This window comes from Alkalihalobacillus sp. FSL W8-0930 (assembly GCA_037965595.1).
In the GTDB taxonomy this organism is placed as follows: domain Bacteria; phylum Bacillota; class Bacilli; order Bacillales; family Bacillaceae_D; genus Alkalicoccobacillus.
The window spans coordinates 2,684,131-2,707,677 of the sequence record CP150183.1 but is presented as its reverse complement, the minus strand read 5'-3'; the positions used below and the strand labels follow the sequence as shown (position 1 = coordinate 2,707,677).

General features: G+C 41.0%; 23 protein-coding genes and 1 other annotated feature. All 23 genes read left to right on the top strand.

Features of this window, described 5'->3' with window-relative positions; translation table 11 throughout:
• The first annotated feature begins 1,055 nt into the window (after window positions 1–1,055).
• The 23 genes from NSQ54_14375 (at window position 1,056) to NSQ54_14265 (ending at window position 23,519) form a co-directional block, all read left to right on the top strand.
• Complete coding sequence (locus NSQ54_14375; protein ID WYP25495.1) at window positions 1,056–1,775, top strand: response regulator transcription factor; 720 nt, start codon at window positions 1,056–1,058, stop codon at window positions 1,773–1,775.
• Complete coding sequence (locus tag NSQ54_14370; protein ID WYP25494.1) at window positions 1,768–3,555, top strand: ATP-binding protein; 1,788 nt, start codon at window positions 1,768–1,770, stop codon at window positions 3,553–3,555. The genes NSQ54_14375 and NSQ54_14370 overlap by 8 nt, the downstream gene beginning before the upstream one ends.
• A 258-nt stretch (window positions 3,556–3,813) precedes the next feature.
• On the top strand, window positions 3,814–6,444 hold the full coding sequence (gene polA / locus NSQ54_14365; protein ID WYP25493.1) for a DNA polymerase I: 2,631 nt from the start codon (window positions 3,814–3,816) through the stop codon (window positions 6,442–6,444).
• A 30-nt stretch (window positions 6,445–6,474) separates the two neighbouring features.
• Window positions 6,475–7,302, top strand: coding sequence for a DNA-formamidopyrimidine glycosylase (gene mutM, locus NSQ54_14360; protein WYP25492.1), 828 nt, complete (start codon window positions 6,475–6,477; stop codon window positions 7,300–7,302).
• Between the two features lie 66 nt (window positions 7,303–7,368).
• On the top strand, window positions 7,369–8,010 hold the full coding sequence (gene ytaF, locus NSQ54_14355; protein WYP25491.1) for a sporulation membrane protein YtaF: 642 nt from the start codon (window positions 7,369–7,371) through the stop codon (window positions 8,008–8,010).
• Between the two features lie 10 nt (window positions 8,011–8,020).
• Complete coding sequence (gene coaE / locus NSQ54_14350; protein ID WYP25490.1) at window positions 8,021–8,611, top strand: dephospho-CoA kinase; 591 nt, start codon at window positions 8,021–8,023, stop codon at window positions 8,609–8,611.
• Between the two features lie 145 nt (window positions 8,612–8,756).
• On the top strand, window positions 8,757–9,779 hold the full coding sequence (locus NSQ54_14345) for a glyceraldehyde-3-phosphate dehydrogenase (GenBank protein ID WYP25489.1): 1,023 nt from the start codon (window positions 8,757–8,759) through the stop codon (window positions 9,777–9,779).
• Window positions 9,780–9,999: 220 nt separating this feature from the next.
• Window positions 10,000–10,380, top strand: coding sequence for an adenosylmethionine decarboxylase (speD, locus tag NSQ54_14340; protein ID WYP25488.1), 381 nt, complete (start codon window positions 10,000–10,002; stop codon window positions 10,378–10,380).
• 104 nt (window positions 10,381–10,484) lie between these two features.
• Entirely contained in the window at window positions 10,485–10,886 is a 402-nt protein-coding gene (locus NSQ54_14335; GenBank protein ID WYP25487.1) for a DUF1499 domain-containing protein, read from the top strand.
• Between the two features lie 80 nt (window positions 10,887–10,966).
• Window positions 10,967–11,422: a transcriptional regulator NrdR gene (gene nrdR, locus NSQ54_14330; GenBank protein WYP25486.1), complete on the top strand. Its 456-nt coding sequence runs from the start codon at window positions 10,967–10,969 to the stop codon at window positions 11,420–11,422.
• Window positions 11,423–11,643: 221 nt separating this feature from the next.
• Window positions 11,644–13,092: a helicase DnaB gene (locus NSQ54_14325; GenBank protein WYP25485.1), complete on the top strand. Its 1,449-nt coding sequence runs from the start codon at window positions 11,644–11,646 to the stop codon at window positions 13,090–13,092.
• Between the two features lie 2 nt (window positions 13,093–13,094).
• On the top strand, window positions 13,095–14,021 hold the full coding sequence (dnaI, locus tag NSQ54_14320) for a primosomal protein DnaI (protein ID WYP25484.1): 927 nt from the start codon (window positions 13,095–13,097) through the stop codon (window positions 14,019–14,021).
• A gap of 98 nt (window positions 14,022–14,119) precedes the next feature.
• On the top strand, window positions 14,120–15,232 hold the full coding sequence (gene mqnC, locus NSQ54_14315) for a cyclic dehypoxanthinyl futalosine synthase (protein WYP25483.1): 1,113 nt from the start codon (window positions 14,120–14,122) through the stop codon (window positions 15,230–15,232).
• Between the two features lie 180 nt (window positions 15,233–15,412).
• Window positions 15,413–16,282: a putative sporulation protein YtxC gene (ytxC, locus tag NSQ54_14310; protein ID WYP25482.1), complete on the top strand. Its 870-nt coding sequence runs from the start codon at window positions 15,413–15,415 to the stop codon at window positions 16,280–16,282.
• Window positions 16,283–16,595: 313 nt separating this feature from the next.
• Window positions 16,596–18,512, top strand: coding sequence for a threonine--tRNA ligase (thrS, locus tag NSQ54_14305; GenBank protein ID WYP28568.1), 1,917 nt, complete (start codon window positions 16,596–16,598; stop codon window positions 18,510–18,512).
• A 26-nt stretch (window positions 18,513–18,538) separates the two neighbouring features.
• A complete protein-coding gene (locus NSQ54_14300) occupies window positions 18,539–18,919 on the top strand; it encodes an OsmC family protein (GenBank protein ID WYP25481.1) in 381 nt (126 codons plus the stop codon).
• A gap of 61 nt (window positions 18,920–18,980) precedes the next feature.
• Window positions 18,981–19,098, top strand: a sequence feature (ribosomal protein L20 leader region).
• A 122-nt stretch (window positions 19,099–19,220) separates the two neighbouring features.
• On the top strand, window positions 19,221–19,724 hold the full coding sequence (gene infC, locus NSQ54_14295) for a translation initiation factor IF-3 (GenBank protein WYP25480.1): 504 nt from the start codon (window positions 19,221–19,223) through the stop codon (window positions 19,722–19,724).
• A gap of 38 nt (window positions 19,725–19,762) precedes the next feature.
• Window positions 19,763–19,963 (top strand): 50S ribosomal protein L35, encoded by a 201-nt coding sequence (gene rpmI / locus NSQ54_14290; protein ID WYP25479.1) that lies wholly within the window; start codon window positions 19,763–19,765, stop codon window positions 19,961–19,963.
• 34 nt (window positions 19,964–19,997) lie between these two features.
• On the top strand, window positions 19,998–20,357 hold the full coding sequence (gene rplT / locus NSQ54_14285; protein WYP25478.1) for a 50S ribosomal protein L20: 360 nt from the start codon (window positions 19,998–20,000) through the stop codon (window positions 20,355–20,357).
• Between the two features lie 65 nt (window positions 20,358–20,422).
• Window positions 20,423–20,707: a DUF1294 domain-containing protein gene (locus NSQ54_14280; protein ID WYP25477.1), complete on the top strand. Its 285-nt coding sequence runs from the start codon at window positions 20,423–20,425 to the stop codon at window positions 20,705–20,707.
• A 28-nt stretch (window positions 20,708–20,735) separates the two neighbouring features.
• The gene (locus NSQ54_14275; protein WYP25476.1) at window positions 20,736–21,287 is read left to right on the top strand and encodes a VTT domain-containing protein; all 552 of its coding nucleotides are present in this window, start codon (window positions 20,736–20,738) and stop codon (window positions 21,285–21,287) included.
• Window positions 21,288–21,726: 439 nt separating this feature from the next.
• Window positions 21,727–21,984, top strand: coding sequence for a DUF485 domain-containing protein (locus NSQ54_14270; protein WYP28567.1), 258 nt, complete (start codon window positions 21,727–21,729; stop codon window positions 21,982–21,984).
• Window positions 21,981–23,519 (top strand): cation acetate symporter, encoded by a 1,539-nt coding sequence (locus NSQ54_14265; protein WYP25475.1) that lies wholly within the window; start codon window positions 21,981–21,983, stop codon window positions 23,517–23,519. Before NSQ54_14270 ends, NSQ54_14265 begins: the two co-directional genes overlap by 4 nt.
• The last annotated feature ends 28 nt before the right edge of the window (window positions 23,520–23,547 follow it).

Here is a 23,547-nt window from a genome sequence, read left to right as displayed (position 1 = left end):
TACATATATGTAGAAGGTTATCTAAATGTAATGAATGATTTCTGGTAAGCATGATTAACGTTACGTGCTCGACCGACTAATATTACGAGGAGAGATAGATAATAGTTCTCATTCTATTTACTTTATTGTATTGCGCATTGACCTGGATAGTAAGTATTGATTATGGACCTGCTTTAGGAATTTATGTTATCAGTCTCGGAGCTATTAAAGGGTATCGTACAAAAGAATTGAAAGACGTTTTTAACTTTACGAAAACAAAAGTATTGTATAAGAACATTGGGTTTAAAGACACTGTGATAGAGTATTTTTCTCTAAGCTTAGTATTTATAAACTCCATTTTAATCAGTGTTCCGAATTACAGTGCTTTTGAATACTTTTGGATTTTATGCCTAAACACCGCTATATTTCGCTTTATCTACTGGGGTGTATCAAATGCCATTAGAAACGGAGACCTAAACAAGAGCACCCTATAGATAAATATTAATATTGTTTTCACAATGGACTAAATGATTTGGCAAATATCTCGATTCTTACAACTTGATAAAGTGTGTCTTAATTGTATTCAAAGAAACAAAACAGCGAACAGAATAGCCGGCCGACTCCTAAGGGACGAAAAGGCAGAGGTGAAATGAATTGGCGACAGCCAATTTAGTTCAGCGCCTTCCCTAGGAAAGCGTGCCGGCTATTCTGGTAGCGGCATAAAGAACGCTAAACTAGTTCGTTGCTTAAACCTGATTGTGCAAGAAACAAACCGAGTGGACGGAATGGCCGGCCGACTCCTAAGGGACGAAAAGGCAGAGGTGAAATGAATTGGCGTAGCCAATTTAGTTCAGCGCCTTCCCTAGGAAAGCGTGCCAGCCATTCCGGTAGCGGATATGGTGCTCCAAACTTCGATTTTAATGAGACCGAGTCTCTAAGATTCTAGTAAGCTCATCGAAGCATTTATTAACTTATGTAAAGATTATCGCAAAAGTTTGGATAAAATTTGTTATACTACATGTAAATAGAGAGAAAAGACTGTTCAATTAAAATGTAAGGAGTGTAGGGTATCCTTTATGGGAAAACGACTTTTAGTAGTAGACGACGAGGAATCAATTGTAACGTTACTCCAATTTAATCTTGAACAGGCAGGGTATGAAGTTGAAACAGCGAAAGACGGTGCAGAAGGGCTCGAATTAGCAAAACAACAGCCATTTGATCTAATCGTGCTCGATTTAATGCTACCCGAAATGGATGGAATCGATGTGTGTAAACAACTCCGCATCAGCAAAGTGCAAACACCTATCCTTATGCTAACGGCAAAGGACGATGAATTTGATAAGGTATTAGGCCTTGAACTGGGTGCGGATGATTATATGACAAAGCCGTTTAGTCCGAGAGAGGTAGTGGCAAGAATACGTGCGATTTTGCGAAGAGCGGCACAAGCGAATCAGCAGCCGCAGTCTACTGAAGACGTTTCTGAAATGATTCGAATTGGAGAGGTTGACATCTTTCCGGAAAATTATGAAGTGAACTGCAGAGGACAGGCATTATCACTGACACCAAAAGAATTTGAACTGCTATTATATCTTGCGAATCATAAAGGTCGAGTACTCACACGAGATCAGTTGCTAAATGCGGTATGGGATTATGAATTTGTAGGGGATACTCGAATTGTAGATGTCCACATCAGCCACTTACGAGAGAAAATCGAACCAAATACAAAGAAACCCGTTTATATTAAAACCATCCGTGGTCTAGGGTACAAAATGGAAGAACCGTTGCTAGATGCATAAGCTGCGTTTTCGTTTAATTTCTACCGTTACGTTAATTACACTCATTGTCATGTCTGGGCTTGGACTGACGATAGGACAATGGTATAAGGACTTTTATTTAAAAACAATCACCGAAAGGCTAGAGAGTGAGGCACAATTAGGCTCATACATGGTTCAAGAACTTAGAGGGGATCAAACGTTAGACTCTAATTTGGATCAGTTAGCAGAAATTATAAGCGAGCGCGTTCTTGCCCGTGTAACCATTATCGATCTAGAAGGACAGGTATTAGGTGAATCAGCGGAAACGGGACAGCCTTTAGATAACCATCTGGATCGACCTGAAATTCGGGAGGCAGATTTAGATGAAGATGGGTTTGAAATACGTTATAGCCAAACATTAGATCAAGAGCTTCTTTATTATGCTGTACCAATATACGACGACTCAAATGCCAAGGTAGGGTATTTTCGATTAGGGTTACCAATGGAGGATTTAAACTCTGTTGATCGAACAATTTGGTTGATTATTGGAGCGAGCTTTTTTATTGCGGTTTCACTTATTTCTTTCTTAGCTTTTAGAGTGACAAAAGAGATGATGAAGCCGATTGATGAATCAGTTAAGGTGGCGAAACGATTAGCTAAAGGGGACTATTCTGCACGCACCTTCGAAAATCAGCATGCAGAAATCGGTCAGCTAAGCAGGTCGCTTAATATGTTAGCTTATAATTTAGATTACATTTCAAAACGTCATCAAGCACAACAAGAACGAATGGAAACACTCATCGAGAACATGGGAAGCGGGTTACTTCTCATTAATGTTCGTGGTGACATTTCTGTTATGAATAAAGCAAGTCGGATGATTTTCCAGGTTGAAGATCAAGCATGGTTAAATCGACTGTATCATGACGTGATGGACGAGTCCGGGTTGGTTCAATTCATTCAATCGGTATTTATTACAGAGACAAAACAGAGAGATCAGCTGACACTTGGCGAACCATATATGGCGAAAGTGTATGATGTATATGGAGCGCCGGTATTAGATGCATCGGGTAAGATGAGAGGAATGACACTTGTCTTACATGATATTACTGAACAGAAGAAGCTTGAACAAATTCGTAAAGACTTTGTAGCGAATGTGTCGCATGAGCTGAAAACCCCGATTACGTCGATTAAAGGGTTCTCTGAGACATTGCTAGATGGAGCCATGGATCAAGAAGAGTTACGAGAGAAATTCTTGAAGATCATTTTAAAAGAAAGTGAGAGGTTACAGAGCTTAATTCACGATTTACTCGAGCTGTCTAAAGTGGAACGCTCTAATTTTCAGGTTCACTGGACAAACATGACACTCGAGCAAATCGCTGAAGAGGTTGTGACCATGCTATCTGAAAAGGCTGTAGCGAAAGAAATTAACTTATCGCTAGAAACCACAGGGGATTCAACGATGCATGGGGACCCCGAACGTATGAAGCAAATTCTGATTAACATTATAAACAATGCAATCATGTACACTCCTGCGAACGGCGAAGTGAAAGTGAGTGTGAAGGGGAAACAGGGGTCTGTTGAACTAAAGGTGTCGGATACAGGGATTGGTATGGAAGAAACAGAGATTCCTCGAGTATTTGAGCGCTTTTACCGTGTGGACCGAGCGCGAAGCCGTAATTCCGGTGGAACCGGTCTAGGTCTAGCGATTGTGAAACACTTAGCGGAGGCGCATCATGCAAGTATACAAGTAAAAAGTAAGCAAGGGGAAGGCACTGTTTTTACACTTGTTTTTCCAAAAGAGCAACAAGAAGAAATCTTTTAATCTTTACAAAACATTTACAATGCCTTTATGACCGTTTAACAGCTTATCCTTATACTCAATAAGTGAACGGTCTACCACGAATGATAATTCCAGTCCCACTAACCCTGGCTGGATGATATTGTTCACCCCCTTGAAGGACGAAAGCTCCCCCTTATGCTTTCGTCCTCTTTTTGTGTCTTCATTTCTCGACTTTTTCTATTTAAGTTTGCCTATGGTACAATTGTTAGAAGGATAACCAGAGAAATGAGGCGGACCCATATGAAGAAACTAATCTTAATTGATGGAAATAGTATTGCGTACCGAGCTTTTTTTGCGTTACCGCTTTTGTCGAATGATAAAGGAATATATACAAATGCGGTGTACGGTTTCACAACGATGCTTTTAAAGATACTCGAGGACGAAAAGCCAACGCATATGTTGGTAGCTTTTGATGCTGGAAAATCAACGTTCCGTCATAAGACCTTTTCAGAATATAAAGGAACAAGACAAAAAACACCACCAGAGCTGTCAGAACAGCTTCCATTTATTCGTCAGCTTCTTGATACGTATGGCATTAAACGTCATGAAGCGACTGATTATGAAGCGGATGATATTATTGGAACGCTTGCCAGTCGAGCCGAGCAAGAAGGCTGGAATGTGAAAGTGATCTCTGGAGATAAGGATTTACTTCAGCTTGTTACAGATAAAGTTGAAGTACATTTAACGAAAAAAGGGATCACCAATATGGATCGATATGATCCTCAGGCCATAGATGAAAAATATGGGATTTCTGCTAAGCAGATTATTGATCTAAAAGGATTAATGGGTGATTCCTCGGATAATATTCCTGGTGTCCCAGGAATCGGTGAGAAAACAGCACTGAAGCTATTAAAAGAATTTGGTTCTGTTGAGACGGTTCTTGATTCTGTTGACCAGGTTTCAGGTAAGAAAATGAAAGAACGTCTTGTTGAGCACCGTGAGCAAGCCTTAATGAGTAAAAAACTTGCTACGATTTATACAGAAGTACCAGTTGATCTAGGAATTGACGACCTAGCCTTTGGTGACTACGAGGTAGCAGAAGTGTCGGCCTTCTTTAAGGATCTGGACTTCTCTTCCCTTTTGAATCGACTTCCAAATGAAAACGGGGAGACACCTTCAGAAGAACTAAGTGAAATGGACATTAAACTTGTGCAAGAAGTAACGGAAGAGCACCTCGCTAGTCCGGCAGCTCTAGTGGCAGAGGTTCTTGGTGATCATTATCATCACGCACCAATTGAAGGCTTTGCTGTTACAAATGAAAATGGAACCTTTTTTATCCCGACGACAGTAGCGATCGATTCAGAGCTGTTTGTTGAATGGGCTAAGGATGAAGCGAAGAAAAAATGGGTATTTGATGCAAAACGAACAGTGGTCGCACTCGGGTGGCAGGATATCGAACTTGATGGTGTTGAGTTTGATTTGTTAATTGCTTCTTATTTACTTGATCCATCTGTTTCCTCTCATGGCATGAGTGATATTGCTCAGCGTAAAGGCTTATCGATTGTTCACGATGATGAGACGGTATATGGAAAGGGAGCTAAACAACGTGTTCCTGAAGAAGATGCCTTAAAAGATCATTTAGGACGTAAAGCTTCGGCTATCTTCAATTTAAAAGAGGACTTAGAGAAAGAGCTTGAAGAGAACAATCAATCTGAACTCTTTTTTGATCTGGAAATGCCTTTGTCTGTTGTGCTTGGACGAATGGAAACAACGGGAATCAAGGTTGATTCATCTCAGCTTAAACAAATGGGTGAAGATTTATCAGAACGGTTAAAAACACTTGAGGAAACGATCCATGATTTAGCGGGGACAAGCTTTAATATTAATTCACCTAAGCAGCTTGGTGAAGTGCTGTTTGAGACATTAGGTTTACCGCCAGTCAAGAAAACAAAAACGGGGTATTCCACATCTGCAGACGTTCTAGAGAAGCTTGCCGGTGAACATAAAATCATTGAGCATATTCTACTGTATCGTCAGTTAGGTAAGCTTTATTCAACCTACATTGAAGGGCTACTTAAGGTTGTTGATGAAAGTACGGGACGTATTCACACTCGTTACAATCAAGCACTCACACAAACTGGACGACTAAGCTCGACGGACCCAAACCTGCAAAACATTCCGATTCGATTAGAAGAGGGACGGACAATTCGTAAAGCCTTTATTCCGTCTGAACCTGGCTGGTCGATCCTAGCTGCGGATTATTCTCAAATTGAGCTGCGGGTTCTTGCTCACATTTCAGAAGATCAGGGCTTAATGGAGGCGTTCAGAAATGATATGGACATCCATACAAAAACAGCAATGGACGTCTTTCATGTAGGTGAGTCTGAGGTTACATCAGATATGCGGAGAAGCTCTAAGGCTGTAAACTTTGGAATTGTGTATGGTATTAGTGATTATGGATTATCTCAAAGCTTAAACATCACCCGTAAGGAAGCGGCTGAATTTATTGAACGTTACTTGGAGAGTTATCCTAATGTGAAGGCGTATATGTCAAATGTCGTTGAAGATGCTCGTGAAAAAGGGTATGTCTCAACGTTAATGCAACGGAGACGTTATTTACCTGAGCTCGTAAGCCGCAACTTTAACTTACGAAGCTTTGCTGAACGAACGGCAATGAACACACCGATTCAAGGTACAGCTGCAGACATTATTAAGAAAGCAATGATCGACATGGCCGAACGTCTTGAATCCGAACAATTAAAAAGTCGGATGCTGTTGCAAGTGCATGATGAATTGATTTTTGAAGTGCCAGAGGAAGAGCTCGAACAAATGAAAAAAATCGTACCAGAGGTGATGGAAGCCGCTTTGGAATTAAATGTACCTCTTAAGGCGGATGTTTCGGTTGGCGATACGTGGTACGAAGCAAAATAGAGTGAATAAAGTAAAGGATGCGTATGATACATGCCGGAATTACCTGAAGTAGAAACAGTCAAACGAACACTCGAAGAATTGGTTGTAGGAAAGACCATTCAGTCGGTTGAGATTGCGTGGCCAAACATTATTAAACGACCTGCCGATCCGGCGGAGTTTACAACTGAAATAAAGGGACAAACGATCCATTCCATGAGAAGAAGAGGGAAGTTCTTGCTTTTTGATCTCGACGATCTAGTGATGGTCTCTCACCTTCGTATGGAAGGAAGGTATGGAGTGTATAAAGAAGAGGACGAGCCAGTTCCTCATACCCATGTGACATTTGGCTTCTCTGACGGGACAGAGCTGAGATATCAGGATGTTCGTAAGTTTGGAACGATGCACCTTTTTGAAAAGGGAAAAGAAGAAGAAACAATGCCTTTAATTCAGCTTGGAGTAGAGCCATTCGATGATGCATTTACAATTGAATTGCTCACGAACGCAAGTCGGAAGACAACACGTAAGATAAAACCGTTTCTCTTAGATCAAAAAACGGTCGTTGGTCTTGGAAATATCTACGTAGACGAAGCGTTGTTCAGAGCCCGTATTCATCCTGAACGGCTTGCCCACACCTTGACGGATGAAGAATTTAAGCGGCTCCACCATAGTATTGTTGAAACATTATCAGAAGCCGTTAAGCTTGGGGGCAGCTCCATAAAGTCCTATGTAAATGGCCAGGGAGAAATGGGCATGTTTCAACAAACGCTTGAAGTTTACGGTCGTAAAAATGAACCGTGCAAACACTGTGATGACACCATTATTCGAATTGTTGTTGGAGGACGGGGTACTCATTATTGTCCAACATGTCAAGTGAACTAAAGGTACATTGAATAAGCTCCTTTCATATGCTAAAACATGATCGCCTAAAGAAAGGAGCTTCTATTCATGTCTGGTTTTGTTGCATTAGTTGTGCTTGCATTCGCCCTAAGTCTTGATAGCTACGGGGTAGGGTTGACATACGGACTTCGTAAAATGAAAATTCCCTTTGTGTCTCTGCTATTTATTGCGTGTTGTTCGGGGGCATCCATTCTGATCGCAATGGCACTCGGAAAAACAATTGTTCTTTATCTGTCACAGGATGTAGCGGAAGCAATTGGGGCTATTTTACTTATCGCAATCGGATTGTTCACGCTATGGCAGGTGTATGCTCCAGCTAAAAAGAAACCAAAGCCGGTGCGGAAGAAAAAAGAACATCCATTTAGTTTTCAACTGCGAATCTTTGGATTTGTGATTCATGTGTTAAGAGAGCCTTTAAAAGCAGATATGGATCAATCAGGTGCTATTACAGGAAGGGAAGCACTCTTACTAGGGGCAGCTTTATCGCTTGATGCATTTGGAGCAGGTGTTGGAGCGGCGTTACTAGGGTACGCACCTTGGCTTCTTGCAGTCTGCGTTGCATTTATGAGTGGCTTCTTTCTCATGCTCGGCATGAAAAGTGGATTTCGTTTTGCGAGTATATCTTGGATCAATCGACTCGCTTTTATTCCTGGAGTTCTACTCATTATTATAGGGATTTGGAAGATGTAAGGAGGAACTAATGATTATTGGACTAACCGGCGGCATTGCGACGGGAAAATCAACTGTTGCAGCGATGATACGTCAGGAAGGGATTCCTGTCGTAGACGCCGATGTGATTGCAAGAGAAGTAATGGAGATCGACGGTGCAGCTTATCATCAGGTAGTCCAGACATTTGGACGTGACATTCTAAATGAAGATGGCTCCATTAACCGTGCAATGCTTGGTGAACGGATCTTTTCAAATGAGAGCATGCGTTTGAAGCTAAATGCCATTGTTCATCCTGTGGTGAGATCTGAGTTAGTGTCGAAAGCGGAGGCTTATCTGAGGCAAGGGCATGAGCATGTCGTCATGGATATTCCCCTTTTATATGAAAGTGAGTTATTTCATCTGGTGGATAAAGTTCTATTAGTTTATGTTGAACCAGGGCTTCAGCTTGAACGATTAATGTCCCGTGATCAAGCGGGAATGGAACAAGCCCGATCACGGATCAATGCTCAAATGCCGATTGATGAGAAAGTAGAACGGGCAGATGGAGTCATTCATAATCATGGCACCAAGGAAGACACGAAAGATGAAGTGCATCGTATAGTAAAGTTATGGAATTTATAATTATGACCTACTAAAGATCAGTATCGCTGATTTTTAGTAGGTTTTTTTATTATATTTAAGAAAATCATTCGCATTTAACGTTAATGTGTTATACTATATAACATAATCGATCATAAAGTATAACATTATAAAGGGTGGGATCATGATGAAAACAAAAGTAGCGATCAACGGGTTTGGACGTATTGGACGAATGGTCTTTCGTAAGGCTATGCTTGATCACAAGGTTCGTGTGGTAGCTATTAATGCAACGTATCCGGCTGAGACGCTTGCACATCTGATCAAATATGATAGTGTACATGGAATATTTCCTCTGTCAGTGGATGTTCAGGATGGTCAGTTATATGTAGATGGTCATGAAATTAGGCTATTACAGTCAAGAGATCCAATAAATCTTCCGTGGCAGGAGCTAGAGATTGATATTGTCATTGAAGCAACAGGGAAATTTAAAACAAAAGAGACAGCAGGTTACCACTTACAAGCAGGAGCAAAAAAAGTACTAATTACAGCACCTGCAAAGGATGAAGATATCACGATTGTCATGGGTGTGAACGAACACGAATATCAGGCTGAGCATCACCATATTATTTCAAATGCTTCTTGCACAACAAATTGTTTGGCACCGGTTGCAAAAGTTCTTGATCAAACATTTGGAATTGAGAGCGGAATGATGACAACCGTACATTCTTACACAAATGACCAGAAAAATATTGATAACCCTCATAAAGATTTGCGTAGAGCCAGATCCTGTGGCCAATCCATCATACCTACCTCCACTGGAGCAGCAAAAGCGATATCTAAGGTGCTGCCTCAGCTTGAGGGGAAGCTTCACGGGATGGCATTACGAGTTCCAACACCAAATGTGTCGCTCGTAGATCTAGTTGTTCAATTGAAGTCAGATGTGACAGCAGAGATGGTGAACACGGCATTTAGGAAAGCGGCAAGCTCCGAGCTTTCCGGGATACTTGGGATTACAGATGAGCCGCTTGTTTCCATTGATTTTAATGGGGAAGAACAGTCGTCTGTCATTGACGGGTTATCTACTAGTGTTCAAGGCAGTCGTCAATTAAAGGTTCTTGCTTGGTATGACAATGAATGGGGATACTCATGTCGAGTGGTTGATTTGATGAATTACGTTGCTTCTCGCCTAAAAAAAGAAATAACCGTATAAACGAGTGTACTCGCAATTAATGACAAGTTTCTTATTTGAGTCTATTGCATTGGTATCTGAAAAACAGTATACTTGTTGTCGTGAGCCGTGAGCGGCAAACAAGGTATGATCTCTACACAGAAAGGGTTAGGACCTCATCGGACTAACTTTCCCCCGTGTGTATAGGTGGTACTGCATGCTTGGAAAGGCATGATTAATACTGTAAAGGGGGATTCAACTTATGGACACAATGGGTCGGCATGTTATTGCAGAACTATGGGGTTGTAATGTAGAAAAGTTGAATAATATGGACTTTATTGAACAGGTTTTTGTTGATGCCGCGTTAAAAGCAGGAGCTGAAGTAAGAGAGGTAGCTTTTCATAAGTTTGCCCCTCATGGAGTGAGTGGAGTAGTTATTATTTCAGAATCTCACTTAACAATTCACAGTTTTCCTGAGCACGGCTATGCGAGTATAGATGTATATACCTGTGGAGATTTAGATCCGCACCTGGCTTCCAATTATATAGCTCAGGAACTTCATTCAACATCTAGCGAAGTCATTGAAGTGCCTCGAGGTATGGGACCAGTTCAGCCTAAAAAAGTGGCTGTTGAATCTAATTAATTACAACGTATGTAGGAAAGTGAATTTGCCTTTTGGCAGATTCGCTTTTTTAGTTTATACTAATGATAACGCTTACTGATTTTTGTAGAGAAAGAGGGGTTCATATGGGATTAAAAGAGACCTGGCATTTTTTAACGAGAAGTCACGCTGAGACTGGGGAAAAACACAGCAATGAATCGCTTCAGACTAGATATTACAAAGGAAACAAAGATAAGGTTATTGAAGCAATCGAAGCCGTTGTAAAAGAGTCTGGCTACAATTTAAAACGAACGGAACGAGAACGTGGAGAAATCATTATTGAGCAGTCATCCGGGCAGAAGTTCTTGCTTGTAGCGTCTGTGATTACGGTAAGACCATTTAAAACAGCGGTGGATTTTTCATGCTCATATAATACGGTCTTGCCATCGGATTTTGGAAAAAGCAAACGCATGCTTGAGTCAATGTATACGAAATTGGATAAACAACTTATATATATCGGGTCTGGCTTAGGGGAGCAACTATTATAACCGCTTGTCAGCGCCCGTCTTTTTTTATAAAATAAATGGTAGAAAGAAGACTTGACTTGTGTAAGGTTGGAGATGATTACATGCGATGTCCCACATGCCATTTTAATGGTACAAGGGTACTGGATTCTAGGCCAAGTGATGAAGCTCGTTCAATCCGGAGACGAAGAGAATGTGAATCGTGTGGAAACCGATTTACAACCTTTGAAACGGTTGAAGAGGTTCCATTAATTGTTGTAAAAAAGGACGGGACGCGCCAAGAGTTCAGTCGAGACAAAATTTTAAGAGGACTTATTCGTGCATGTGAAAAACGACCGGTTCCCCTTGAAACATTAGAGAACGTTGTAAACAATGTGGAAAGAGATTTAAGAGGATCTGGGAAGAACGAAATGCTGAGTCAAGACGTTGGAGAATTAGTAATGGAAAGACTGGCCGACATTGATGATGTGGCGTACGTACGCTTTGCTTCCGTCTATCGCCAATTTAAAGATATTAATGTGTTCATTAAAGAATTAACGGATTTAATGAACAAGGAGTAAGACATTTACTATTTTCACTGACTTATAGACGGACAACTAAACATGGTTTAAAGAAGGCAAATGATTCGTAGACTGAATCATTTGCCGTTCGTGTTTTACACTCTATTTAACTTGAATATTCCATTAGTCTAATTTCCTGCTTTGCCAGATTTATGAGGCGCAGAAAAAGAGGGAACGTGTTACACTATGAGCACGATTGAAGAAACAAGGGGGGCACTACGTTGAGCTGGCACTGGAGAGAGCTGCTTCCTGTTGATAGATATACCGTTCGAACGGCTGATTATTTAACTGATATGGATCAAAAAGTAATGGTATTACTCTATCAACCGTTAATAGGCACGGTAGCAAACGGTTTATATACAACCTTATGGGCACATTTAGAAAGAGATCAATGGGTAAGCTCCGAGCAAACGCATCGGCAGCTTATGTTAATGACAGAGCTCTCACTAGCAGAGATCTTTGAAGAACGTAAAAAGCTAGAAGGAATCGGACTACTTAAAAGCTATAAACAAAAGGGTGATTCAGAGAGTCGGTATCTTTATGAACTACAACCACCTATGACACCTAAACAATTTTTTGAAAATGATGTACTTAGTGTGTATCTTTTTAATCGATTAGGGAAAACCCAATTTAGAGAATTACGTAACCGCTTTTCAGTAGATGCGGTTCCGACATCTGAGTATACAGAGTTAACCTATTCATTTGATGAAGTGTATACATCATTACATCACTCTGAGATGGTTTCAAACTTACGATCTGAAACAGGGGAAGCACTGACGAACTATACAAATAAAACGATTCTTTCCCGACATGATAAACAAGGCTTTTCTTTTGAAGACTTTGACCTGGAGCTCATGAAAAATGCACTCTCAAGCTTTGTGGTTCCCGAACAGGCGATCACAAAGGAAGTCGAAGAAACGGTGATTCGACTGGCTTTTGTTTATCGTGTGGATCCGCTTGAAATGAGTAAGATTGTCTCACAAGCAGTCGGACCAGATGAACGAGTTGATTTGGAATTGTTAAGAAAAAAAGCACAGGACTGGTACCGCTTGGAGTATGGAAGTAATCCACCTGGACTTGGTCTGAGAACACAGCCGATGAATGAGCGTACAATGAATCAGAAGGAACCAACAACAGATGAAGAGAAGACGATTCTCTTTTACGAAGAGACTTCGCCACTAAGACTTCTTGAACTACGCTCTGAGGGTGCCCAGGTTGCACCAGCTGATGCGAAGATTGTAGAAGGGTTGATTCTTGATTATCAATTGTTACCTGGTGTTGCCAATGTTTTATTGGACTACGTATTATATCAATATGATATGAAGCTTTCCAAACCACTTGTCCATAAGATTGCGGGTCATTGGTCGAGGAAAAAAGTAAAGCTTGTACATGAAGCAATGCAACTGGCAAAGCAAGAGAAACAAAACAAAGCGGAAGCCACCGATTCATATTCCACACAAAAGCAACAAGGGAAACGAAATCGCAAGAAAGACAAGCTTCCGAAATGGCTACTTGAAGAAAAGCAATCCCAAGAGCAAGCAAAAGCGGAAACGGCTTCGGCAAGTGAAACAAAAACCAAACAGTCGAATGATACAGAGCAACAATCAAAACAAAGCTTTGAGAGTATGCTTGAAGAATTAAGACGATCAAAACAACAGAAGGGAGGATAATTGTGGAACGTATAGACACAGCGCTTTCCAAATGGGACGGAAATGATGAGCTTCAAAAACGATTGGATCGTGCGAAGGATGCTTTGCTCAAAAGTCCATACATTATTCAATTTTTAGACGAGCATCCAAATGTGACAAGTGAGATGGTTCAAACGGGGCTTAATAAGCTTTATGAGTACAAAAAAGAGAGAGAGAACTGTGATAACTGTCCAGGGCTCACACGTTGTCCGAACTTAATGCAAGGGTATCAGCCTGAGCTTTATGTAGATCGTAAGCATCTGGAGCTTAGGTATCATGCCTGTAGCCTAAAGGTTCAGGCTGAAAAGCAAAAGCAGGAACAAACACTGATTCAATCTCTTTATATTCCAAAAGAAATTCTTTCGGCTAGCTTTGAGCAATTAGAGCACGGAACGGATCGAATGGAAGCAAGCCGCGCAGCTCTTCAATTTGCGATGAATGCAAAACCTGGAGAAGATGGGAATGGATTATACTTATACGGCAAATTTGGCGTTGGGAAAACCTACTTGATGGGTGCGGTTGCGAATGAATTAAAAGACCGTGGTATCGAAACATTTATTATTTTCGCCCCTGATTTCTTTCGAGAGATGCGCCAATCGATCTCTGATGGTTCGTTTCAAGAAAAGCTTGAAGCTGTTAAAAAAGCACAAGTATTAATATTAGATGATATTGGAGCAGAAACGACTTCAAGCTGGACGAGAGATGATGTACTAGGTGCTATTTTGCAGCACCGGATGCTTGAAAAGCTCCCTACTCTTTTTACTTCGAACTATGATTATGATGAGTTGGAACGCCATCTTGCGTATTCAGACAAAGGTGGTACAGAAGAGCTCAAAGCTATGCGTATTATGGAGCGCATCAAGCACTATACAGAGCCTATTATGATTAAAGGGGAGAATCGGAGAAGCTAACGTTGCTTCTCCGTTTTTATGTAAGTTCGTCAATTGGAAGTTTCTATTTATCTATGATACGATGAAATTATCCTTTAAAAGGTGATGGGGGTTACAACATGAGCGTTGATGAAATACTTGAACGCGCCGTCAATGGAGAACGTATTTCCATGGAGGACGCTGTAAAATTATATGAGAGTGATGACCTTGAAAAGCTAGGGAAAGCCGCTGATACGATTATGAAAAAATGGCACCCTGAGCCCGTTACAACATTTGTCATCGGACGAAATGTAAACTATACGAATTTCTGTGATACATATTGCAGTTTTTGTGCATTTTATCGTCCGCCTAATTCAAAAGAAGGGTATGTTCTTGATGATGAAGTGATCTTCTCTAAAATTCAAGAAACTCTTGATGTAGGTGGAACAGAAATTCTAATGCAGGGTGGAACCAATCCTAACTTAAAGCTTGATTATTATACGAATCTGTTAAAAGGAATTAAAGAACGTTTTCCTGATATTTGGATGCATTCTTTCTCTCCTGCTGAAATCTGGAAAATTGCTGAGGTATCTGACTTGTCAGTTGAGGAAGTTCTTCGTGAGCTTCATGCGGCTGGGCTTGATAGTATGCCAGGTGGTGGAGCTGAAATTCTTACTGAAGAAACGAGACTGCGTGTTAGTCGCTTAAAGGTTACTTGGGAACAGTGGATGGATGCGATGAAGGCAAGCAAGAAGGTTGGTATGTTTGGATCGGCTACTATGGTTATTGGTTTCGGAGAATCGTTTGAAGAGCGTGCCTTGCATCTGCAACGCGTGAGAGATGCTCAAGATGAAACGGAATGCTTCACAGCCTTTATTTCTTGGTTGCTTCAGCCTGAGAATACCGGTTTACGTCGATTGAAGAAATTGACAAAAGAAGACTATCTGAAGAATGTAGCAATTTCTCGCATCTTCTTAGATAACATTCCTAACTTCCAGTCTTCATGGGTAACCATGGGTCCAGAAGTCGGCAAGCAATCACTTCATTTTGGGTGTAACGATTTTGGTTCAACCATGATGGAAGAGAACGTGGTATCAGCTGCCAATACAACTCACAAAGTAAATACGAATTTAACTCTTCGTTTAATTCGTGAAGCCGGTAAAATTCCTGCACAACGTACAACCGCTTATGATATTGTTCGTGTGTTTGACGAGGAAGAATCCGCTGAAAAAGACTTTATCATGCAAAACTAAATGACTAAAACGCTTCTTGTCTTAATGGCAGGAAGCTTTTTTTGTTTGGAGGAATATGTCGGACGAAAAAGCCATCTGATTCGGTCATGTTCCACTTATTTATACATAGGATGAAATAGAGCCCAAGATTGGCATAAGGACACGTTGAAAAGAGTTTGATAAGGTTAGGGGGAATATCGGTTGATCGCCATTCATTTTGAAGAAAAGCTAGATTGTCATAAACTCTATCAAGAATTAACGCACTATGTTCATAAATATCAGCCCTATGGCCTTGGTGCGGACATACAAGTTCATGATGCAGGGACGCTGTTTGTTCACTATGAAGATCGTCATGTGAGCTTCTATGATTCGTTTCACCCGCTTTTAGCTTCTTTGTTAACAGACTTTGTGATTAACAGTAAGGAAGAAGAGTGGCTGCTATCGATTATTGAAACGATGTTTTATTTCACTGATCATGAAGAACAGTATCAAATCCTTTCCATTGCAAAACGCATCCTTGATGGCGACATAGACGACTTACCGGATATTGAATTATTTTTTAATCGGAAAGAATTTATCTACCAGGCATTTGCGACAAACCTTGAACAGGAAACGTCTTTTTATTATGAACCATTTTTAACGTTTCGTCTTAGAGAGTATGGAGAACTACTTATAGATTGTGTAGAGATGGCCATTGATGAATATATGTTAGAACAGGATTATCAGCATATGCTTGAAAACTATCGCCAGCATCTCAGGAACACTCCTGCTAAGGTAAGTCGAGTATATATTGTTCATGATCAAGTATTTACGTTGTATGATGACAGGTTCCGAGAGCTTACACGTGATGAAATTCTTTTTTATCTTGAGGAAGATTTAATTTTTGAAGAGGGTATGGATGTGCAGGACATGTTAATTAGTCCTCTTGTAAGCATGGTCCCAACTGAGGTGCATTTATTTACGAATGAGCCAGAGAATGGTCTGATTGCTTCGATTCAGTCGATCTTTGAAGAACGTCTTCATCTCTATCCACTAAAAGACCAAGTCGATAAAAAATGTGAACCCACTTGATTTTTTCCGTATGCCTCCCTATAATATACTACATATTAAGATTATGATGATCTAATCAGTGTAGATGAGGACACGAGGCATATAAGATAGTTTTCAGAGAATGAGGCATATGCTGAGAGCCTCTAAACTAGATGTATGAGCTTACCACCTTTGAACTGCATCGGGGAATGATAGTAACCGGTGCCGGCACGCAGCCGTTATCTGTATGATAAGCCGTAGTACGGACATTAGGGTGGAACCGCGAACCACACTCGCCCCTTCATTGGAAGGGACGAGTGTTTTTTTTGTGCTCATATTTACAAAAAAGGAGAGAATGTACATGGAACAATTAGAACTTATTTTCCCTGATGGAGCGAAGAAGGAGTTTCCAAAAGGATCAACAACAGAAGATGTAGCAGCATCAATTAGTCCTGGACTTAAGAAAAAAGCAATTGCAGGTAAGATTAATGGTCAATTGATTGATCTAAAGCGCCCAATTCCAGAGAGTGGCGAGGTTGCTATTATCACACCTGAATCAGATGAAGCATTGGAGGTCCTTAGACATAGTACGGCTCACTTAATGGCTCAAGCGGTTCGTCGTTTGTTTAAAAATGTGAAGCTTGGTGTCGGTCCTGTTATTGAAGATGGCTTCTATTATGATATCGATTCAGAGGAGTCCATCACTCAAGAGGACTTACCAAAAATCGAAAAAGAAATGAAAAAGATTGTCTCAGAAAATCTTGAAATCCAGCGTCTTGAAGTAAGCCGTGAGGAAGCCAAAGTGAAATTTGGTGAAGATGAGTATAAGCAAGAGCTACTTGAAGCGATTCCTGAAGGGGAACAAGTAACAATCTATGAGCAAGGGGAATTCTTTGATTTATGCCGTGGAATTCACGTTCCATCAACAAACAAAATCAAAGCCTTTAAGCTTCAAAACCTAGCTGGTGCTTACTGGAGAGGGAATAGCGACAACAAGATGCTACAACGCATTTATGGGACAGCATTCTTTAAGCAAGCTGACTTAGATGAGCATCTAGAATTATTGCGTCAAGCGAAAGAACGCGATCACCGTAAGCTCGGTCGTGAGTTAGAGTTATTCATGTTCTCAGAAGAAGCTCCAGGTATGCCGTTCTTTCTTCCAAACGGACAAACAATTCGTACAGAGCTTGAGAATTTCTCACGTAACTTATATACAAAAGCTGGTTATCAGGAAGTTCGCACGCCTCTAATGATGAACCAACGTTTATGGGAGCAATCAGGTCACTGGGATCACTACCATGAGAACATGTACTTCTCAGATGTAGATGATAAGCGTTTTGCGCTTAAGCCAATGAACTGCCCTGGCCATATGTTAATTTATAAAAATGCGCAGCACTCGTATCGTGACCTTCCGATTCGTATGGCTGAGTTTGGTCAAGTTCACCGCCATGAGCTAAGTGGATCGTTAAACGGAATGCTACGTGTTCGTACATTTACACAAGATGACGCGCATATCTTTGTGGCACCAAATCAAATTGAAGATGAGCTAAAGCAAGTATTTGGTCTTGTTGATCAAATTTATAGCACATTTGGCTTTGATTACTCTGTAGAGCTTTCTACTCGTCCGGAAGACTCCATGGGAGCAGACGAGCTATGGGAACAAGCAGAGCAGTCACTTGAGAATGTCTTAAAGGACTTAAATGTGGATTACATCTTAAATGAAGGGGATGGAGCATTCTACGGTCCTAAAATTGACTTCCACATCAAGGATGCATTAAAACGTAGTCACCAATGTGCAACAATCCAGCTTGATTTCCAAATGCCAGAGAAGTTTGATCTGACATATGTTAATGAGCAAGGTGAGAAAGATCGTCCAATTGTTATTCACCGTGCAGTATTCGGTTCCATTGACCGCTTTATTGCGATCTTAATCGAACACTTCGGTGGAGCGTTCCCAACATGGTTAGCTCCTGTACAAGTTCAAGTGATCCCCGTTTCTCCAGAAGCACACTTGGAGTATGCACAGGAAGTAAAATCACTGTTTGAAGGAATGGGTGTACGTGTTCAGCTTGATGAGCGTAACGAGAAGATCGGATATAAAATCCGTGAAGCTCAAATGAAGAAAACACCTTACATGCTTGTATTAGGTGACAAAGAAGTAGCAGATGGAACAGTGAATGTTCGTAAGTACGGTGAGCAGGATCAACAGGTAGTAGATAAAGATGCCTTCCTTGCTCAAGTAGTTGAAGAAATCTCAACACACCGACTGTAATAAATAAACGAAGGGAGGGGACTCATTTGGATTTTCAAATGACCGAGCACGGATTTACACTTACCACTTCATTTGATACGCTGCACGTATCTGGAGATGAGGACTATGGGTTTAGACCTTATCAATTACTCGTTTCATCCATTGCAGTGTGTAGCGGGGGCGTGTTCAGGAAAATTCTTAAAAAGAAACGTATTTCCTATGATAACATCGTATTGTCAGCTGACGTGATCCGAAATGCTGATGGAGTGAACGAAGTGACGGATGTGTCCCTCCACTTTGTAATAACAGGGACGGACGTGCCAGAAAGTACGATTCAAAAGGCGTTGGACCTCGCCACAAAAAATTGTCCAATCGTTCAATCGGTAAACAAAAGCATTCGTGTCACAGAGACTTTTTCATTAAAATAAATCAGTAGGTTGACAGCCAGTTTTGCCTATGATATTATTCTAAGAGTGTGTTAAACAAACTATAGGAAAGCAGAAGCGCCCGCTTCTCACCTGATCGACCGAAGTCGGTAGGTATCATTCGTTTTCAGTATTAACGAGTTTTCAGTGTGGGCGCAGTGCGTCCACACTTTTTTGTGTGGGATCTTGTTAAAGCGTACTGCTGTTACTTTCTTGTACACACGTCAATGATGATGACCTGTTTAGACGATATACAGTCTGCAAGATCAAAATCCAGTGGAGGTGGCTCATTATTAGTAAAGACATGTTGGTCAATGAAGGGATTCGTGCCCGTGAAGTAAGGCTTATTGGTGCAAATGGCGATCAAATCGGTGTGAAATCAAAGTTTGAAGCGCTAGAAATGGCCCAAAACGTCAATCTTGACCTTGTGTGCGTCGCACCAAATGCAAAACCGCCTGTTTGCCGCATAATGGATTATGGAAAATACCGCTATGAGCAGCAGAAGAAAGACAAAGAAGCACGCAAAAACCAAAAAATCATTAACACTAAAGAAGTCCGTCTGAGCCCAACGATTGAGGATCATGACTTCAATACGAAACTACGTAATGCACGTAAGTTTCTAGAGAAGGGCGACAAGGTTAAGGCAGCTATTAGGTTCCGTGGACGTGCAATTACTCATTCTCAAATTGGTCGTGTCGTTCTTGAACGTCTGGCTAAAGAGTGTGAAGACATTGCCACTATTGAAGCGAGACCAAAAATGGAAGGCCGTAGCATGTTCCTTGTGCTTGCTCCGAATGCGGAGAAATAAAAGCCTGTCTTGAACCACATTAAAGGAGGATTAGATTCATGCCAAAAATGAAAACACACCGAGGCGCTGCTAAGCGTTTCAAACGTACTGGGAGCGGCAAACTAAAACGTTCACACGGTTTTACTAGCCACATGTTCCGTAACAAGTCTCAAAAGCAAAAACGTAAGCTACGTAAGTCAGCTATGGTTCACTCTGGAGACTTCAAACGCATTCGTCAAATGTTAACGTACAAAAAATAATTGATCTGGTTGGATTATAAAGGAGGGATTAGCGATGCCAAGAGTAAAAGGCGGATATGTCGCTCGTCGTCGTCGTAAGAAAGTTTTAAAGTTAGCTAAAGGATATTATGGTTCTAAGCATACGTTATTCAAATCAGCACAAGGACAGGTAATGAAAGCATTACTTTATGCTTACCGTGACCGTCGTCAAAAGAAACGTGATTTCCGTAAGCTTTGGATCACACGTATTAACGCAGCTGCACGCATCAACGGTTTGTCTTACAGCCGTTTAATGCACGGATTAAAGCTTGCTGAAATCAACGTGAACCGTAAAATGCTTGCTGATCTAGCAGTGAATGATGAAGCTGCTTTCACAGCTTTAGCTGAAAAAGCAAAAACTAGCCTTAAAGGTTAATGATAAGAGAAAAGCGCCGTCTGTTGACTGCGCTTTTTTTCTTTTATAGAGGGTGAGGGAGTATCATGTATGAAGTAGTAGCCATTCTGCTGATCTATTATTTTATAATGTCCATTGTTGGATATTATAGTATGGCTCAAGACAAACAAAGAGCGATTAAACAGATGCGTAGAACTCCGGAGAAAACGTTGCTTGGCATTGCATTACTGGGTGGCGTTTTCGGTTCCTTTCTTGGCATGCGTTTACGTAGGCATAAAACGAAGCATCTAACATTTTCACTCGGACTCCCCATTCTAATGCTTGTTCATCTTAGTTTACTTTTATTCATCCTGGGAGCAATACAAGCATAAGGTATGCAAGAGGGGAGTTTGTTGCAGCTTGAAAGAATACGTAGAACCAATTACTCAATTTATCGAACAGGCAGGTTGGCTGGGACCTTTTTTCTTTATTCTGTTTCACTTGATTAGACAGGTGCTATTTATTCCTGTCTTACTTATTTGTATCGTCGGGGGATTTCTTTTTGGAGGAGTGCTAGGATCAATTTATTCGTTTGTTGGTTTAATGGGATCGTCTCTTAGTTTTTATCTATTGCTATCATACGTTCCTTGGCTTCACAAACGACTAGCCAGATTAAAAGAAAAGGTGTTAAAGAAAGATCCCGCTCTAAATGTATGGCAGCTCTCGTTATTTCGATTAGTTCCGTTTGTCCATTTTCATGTTCTATCGTTTTATGCCATGGAGAAATCAGAAAATGTAACAGAATATATGAAGCAATCATTTATAATGAATATTCCAATGGCCATTGTGTACACATCATTTGGTAACCTACTTTATAACTTAAACACAGTAGGCTTACTGATTCTTGCTAGTTTCTTAATCTTATTAATAATACTTAGTAGAAATTGGAGTGACCAAGTCGTGACTCGATAATGAGATTGGAGTAAAATCGTTCATGACTTAAATGCCTCAAATATAGTATCCGCTACGGGAAAATACTCGCTTTCCGTGGGTACGGCCTCAGCCCCTTCCGCGGAAGGGCACCGCGGCAGTGTCTTCACCGCGTACTTATCCACAGGAGTCTCGCATTTTCCCTTCGCTGGTACCATAAAAACAAGATAGACGAATGATTCACTCATTGAATTATTCGTCTTTTATATACTCTCATTCATAAATATTGAAAGCGCTTTAATTTTTTAATTGACAGACCCTTCCACCTAATTTACATTAATAGTATGTTAGACTGTTTGACTGCAAATATACTGCTAAAGAGAGAAGGGTGATTCAGTTGAGTCAGGTTAAATCAAAGACAGATGCAAATCCTCCACTTCAGTACAGTCAGGTCGAAAAAAGCACCAAGTTTAAAGAATTGATGCAAGAAAAGAAACGCTTTATCATTCCGCTTACCGTCTTCTTCTTACTCTTTTACTTTTCACTTCCCATCTTAGCTTCCTACACCACGATTTTGAACAATCCTGCAATTGGTAGTATTACTTGGGTCTGGATACTTGCCATTGCCCAGTTTGTGATGACATGGACTCTTTGTATTCTTTATGTAAGAAAAGCAGCCAGGTTTGATCAAAAAGCAGATGAGATCTTATCTGAATACAAAGGGGGACATTCTGAATGAGTTGGATGGTGATCTCTCTCTTTTTCCTCATAGTAGGAAGTACCCTTGTCATTACCTACTATGCAGCAAAGCGAACAAAAACAGCTAGTGAATTTTACACAGCGGGTGGAGGACTTACCGGATGGCAGAATGGGTTAGCTATTGCCGGAGACTATCTATCAGCAGCTTCATTTTTAGGAATAGCTGGTGCGATTGCCCTGTTTGGGTTTGACGGCTTCTTCTATAGTATTGGTTACCTCGTAGCCTATTTAGTTGTATTATTCATCGTTGCAGAACCTTTGCGAAATCTTGGTAAATATACGCTTGCGGATATGATTCATGCAAGGTTTGACGCCAGAAAAGTCCGTGGTGTGGCAGCTTTTAGTACAATCACCATTGTAATCTTCTATATGATCGCTCAGCTTGTTGGAGCTGGTGCACTCATTCAATTACTATTTGGAATTAATTATTCTTGGGCCGTCGCTCTCGTTGGGGTTATGATGACGATCTACGTTTTATTTGGAGGAATGACAGCAACAAGCTGGGTACAAATCATTAAAGCCGTGCTGCTTATGGTGGCAACGCTTGTCATTTCCGTTATGGTTCTCTTTAAATTCAACTTCAATATTTTAGGTATGTTCAATGAAATGAAAACGGTTACAGATCATGGAGCAGATTTTCTAAATCCAGGCTTACAGGGTCGTGCACCGCTTGATTCCATTTCACTCATGCTGGCACTTGTGCTTGGAACAGCAGGACTTCCTCATATTCTGATGCGATTCTTTACAGTTCGGGATGCAAAAACAGCTCGTAGTTCTGTTGTAACAGCCACATGGATCGTGGGAATCTTTTATGTGCTTACCATCTTCCTAGGTTTTGGTGCCGCTGCATTTGTAGGAAGAGATGCCATTGTGGCCGCGAATAGCGCAGGAAACATGGCCGCTCCATTACTAGCTGAAGCATTAGGTGGAGAGTTGTTTATGTCCTTTGTTGCAGCCGTAGCCTTTGCTACGATTCTAGCAGTGGTTGCAGGGTTAGTATTATCAGGAGCCTCTGCCTTTGCTCATGATATTTTTAATCAAATCATTCGAAAAGGTAAAGCAACAGAGAAGGAACAAGTGATTGCCGCGCGTTCTGCTTCTGTAGGGGTTGCCGTATTTTCAATCATCTTAGCCCTGTTTGCCCAGAATATGAACGTCGCCTTTCTAGTTGCATTGGCCTTTTGTGTGGCTGCCAGTGCAAATCTTCCAGTTATCGTCTACACGATTTATTGGAAACGATTCAACACAAGCGGTGCGATTTGGGCGATGGTTACAGGACTTCTCACAGCCATTATCTTAGTGTCTTTGAGTCCAAACGTTTTTGCAGCGGATGGCTCGGCTATTATTACCGGTACACCAATCTTTCCGTTAACAAACCCGGCCATCATATCCGTCCCTGCTGGATTCCTTGGTGGCGTTATCGGAACCTTATTATCAAAACAAAAATCGGATGCAAGTAAGTATGCAGAGGTTAAGGTAAAAGCAAATACCGGATACCGAGATTCAGCTTCATAAGTTTAAAATAAAAATGGCGAATGATTCA

What these genes read in the sequence shown, in the direction of transcription:
- NSQ54_14375 (WYP25495.1), top strand. Translation starts at nt 1,056, where the DNA reads ATGGGAAAACGACTTTTAGTAGTAGACGACGAGGAATCAATTGTAACG.
- NSQ54_14335 (WYP25487.1), top strand. Translation starts at nt 10,485, where the DNA reads ATGGGATTAAAAGAGACCTGGCATTTTTTAACGAGAAGTCACGCTGAG.
- polA (WYP25493.1), top strand. Translation starts at nt 3,814, where the DNA reads ATGAAGAAACTAATCTTAATTGATGGAAATAGTATTGCGTACCGAGCT.
- infC (WYP25480.1), top strand. Translation starts at nt 19,221, where the DNA reads ATGTTGGTCAATGAAGGGATTCGTGCCCGTGAAGTAAGGCTTATTGGT.
- thrS (WYP28568.1), top strand. Translation starts at nt 16,596, where the DNA reads ATGTACATGGAACAATTAGAACTTATTTTCCCTGATGGAGCGAAGAAG.
- coaE (WYP25490.1), top strand. Translation starts at nt 8,021, where the DNA reads ATGATTATTGGACTAACCGGCGGCATTGCGACGGGAAAATCAACTGTT.
- NSQ54_14345 (WYP25489.1), top strand. Translation starts at nt 8,757, where the DNA reads ATGAAAACAAAAGTAGCGATCAACGGGTTTGGACGTATTGGACGAATG.
- NSQ54_14280 (WYP25477.1), top strand. Translation starts at nt 20,423, where the DNA reads ATGTATGAAGTAGTAGCCATTCTGCTGATCTATTATTTTATAATGTCC.
- rplT (WYP25478.1), top strand. Translation starts at nt 19,998, where the DNA reads ATGCCAAGAGTAAAAGGCGGATATGTCGCTCGTCGTCGTCGTAAGAAA.
- ytaF (WYP25491.1), top strand. Translation starts at nt 7,369, where the DNA reads ATGTCTGGTTTTGTTGCATTAGTTGTGCTTGCATTCGCCCTAAGTCTT.
- mutM (WYP25492.1), top strand. Translation starts at nt 6,475, where the DNA reads ATGCCGGAATTACCTGAAGTAGAAACAGTCAAACGAACACTCGAAGAA.
- NSQ54_14265 (WYP25475.1), top strand. Translation starts at nt 21,981, where the DNA reads ATGAGTTGGATGGTGATCTCTCTCTTTTTCCTCATAGTAGGAAGTACC.
- mqnC (WYP25483.1), top strand. Translation starts at nt 14,120, where the DNA reads ATGAGCGTTGATGAAATACTTGAACGCGCCGTCAATGGAGAACGTATT.
- speD (WYP25488.1), top strand. Translation starts at nt 10,000, where the DNA reads ATGGACACAATGGGTCGGCATGTTATTGCAGAACTATGGGGTTGTAAT.
- nrdR (WYP25486.1), top strand. Translation starts at nt 10,967, where the DNA reads ATGCGATGTCCCACATGCCATTTTAATGGTACAAGGGTACTGGATTCT.
- NSQ54_14370 (WYP25494.1), top strand. Translation starts at nt 1,768, where the DNA reads ATGCATAAGCTGCGTTTTCGTTTAATTTCTACCGTTACGTTAATTACA.
- NSQ54_14270 (WYP28567.1), top strand. Translation starts at nt 21,727, where the DNA reads ATGCAAGAAAAGAAACGCTTTATCATTCCGCTTACCGTCTTCTTCTTA.
- rpmI (WYP25479.1), top strand. Translation starts at nt 19,763, where the DNA reads ATGCCAAAAATGAAAACACACCGAGGCGCTGCTAAGCGTTTCAAACGT.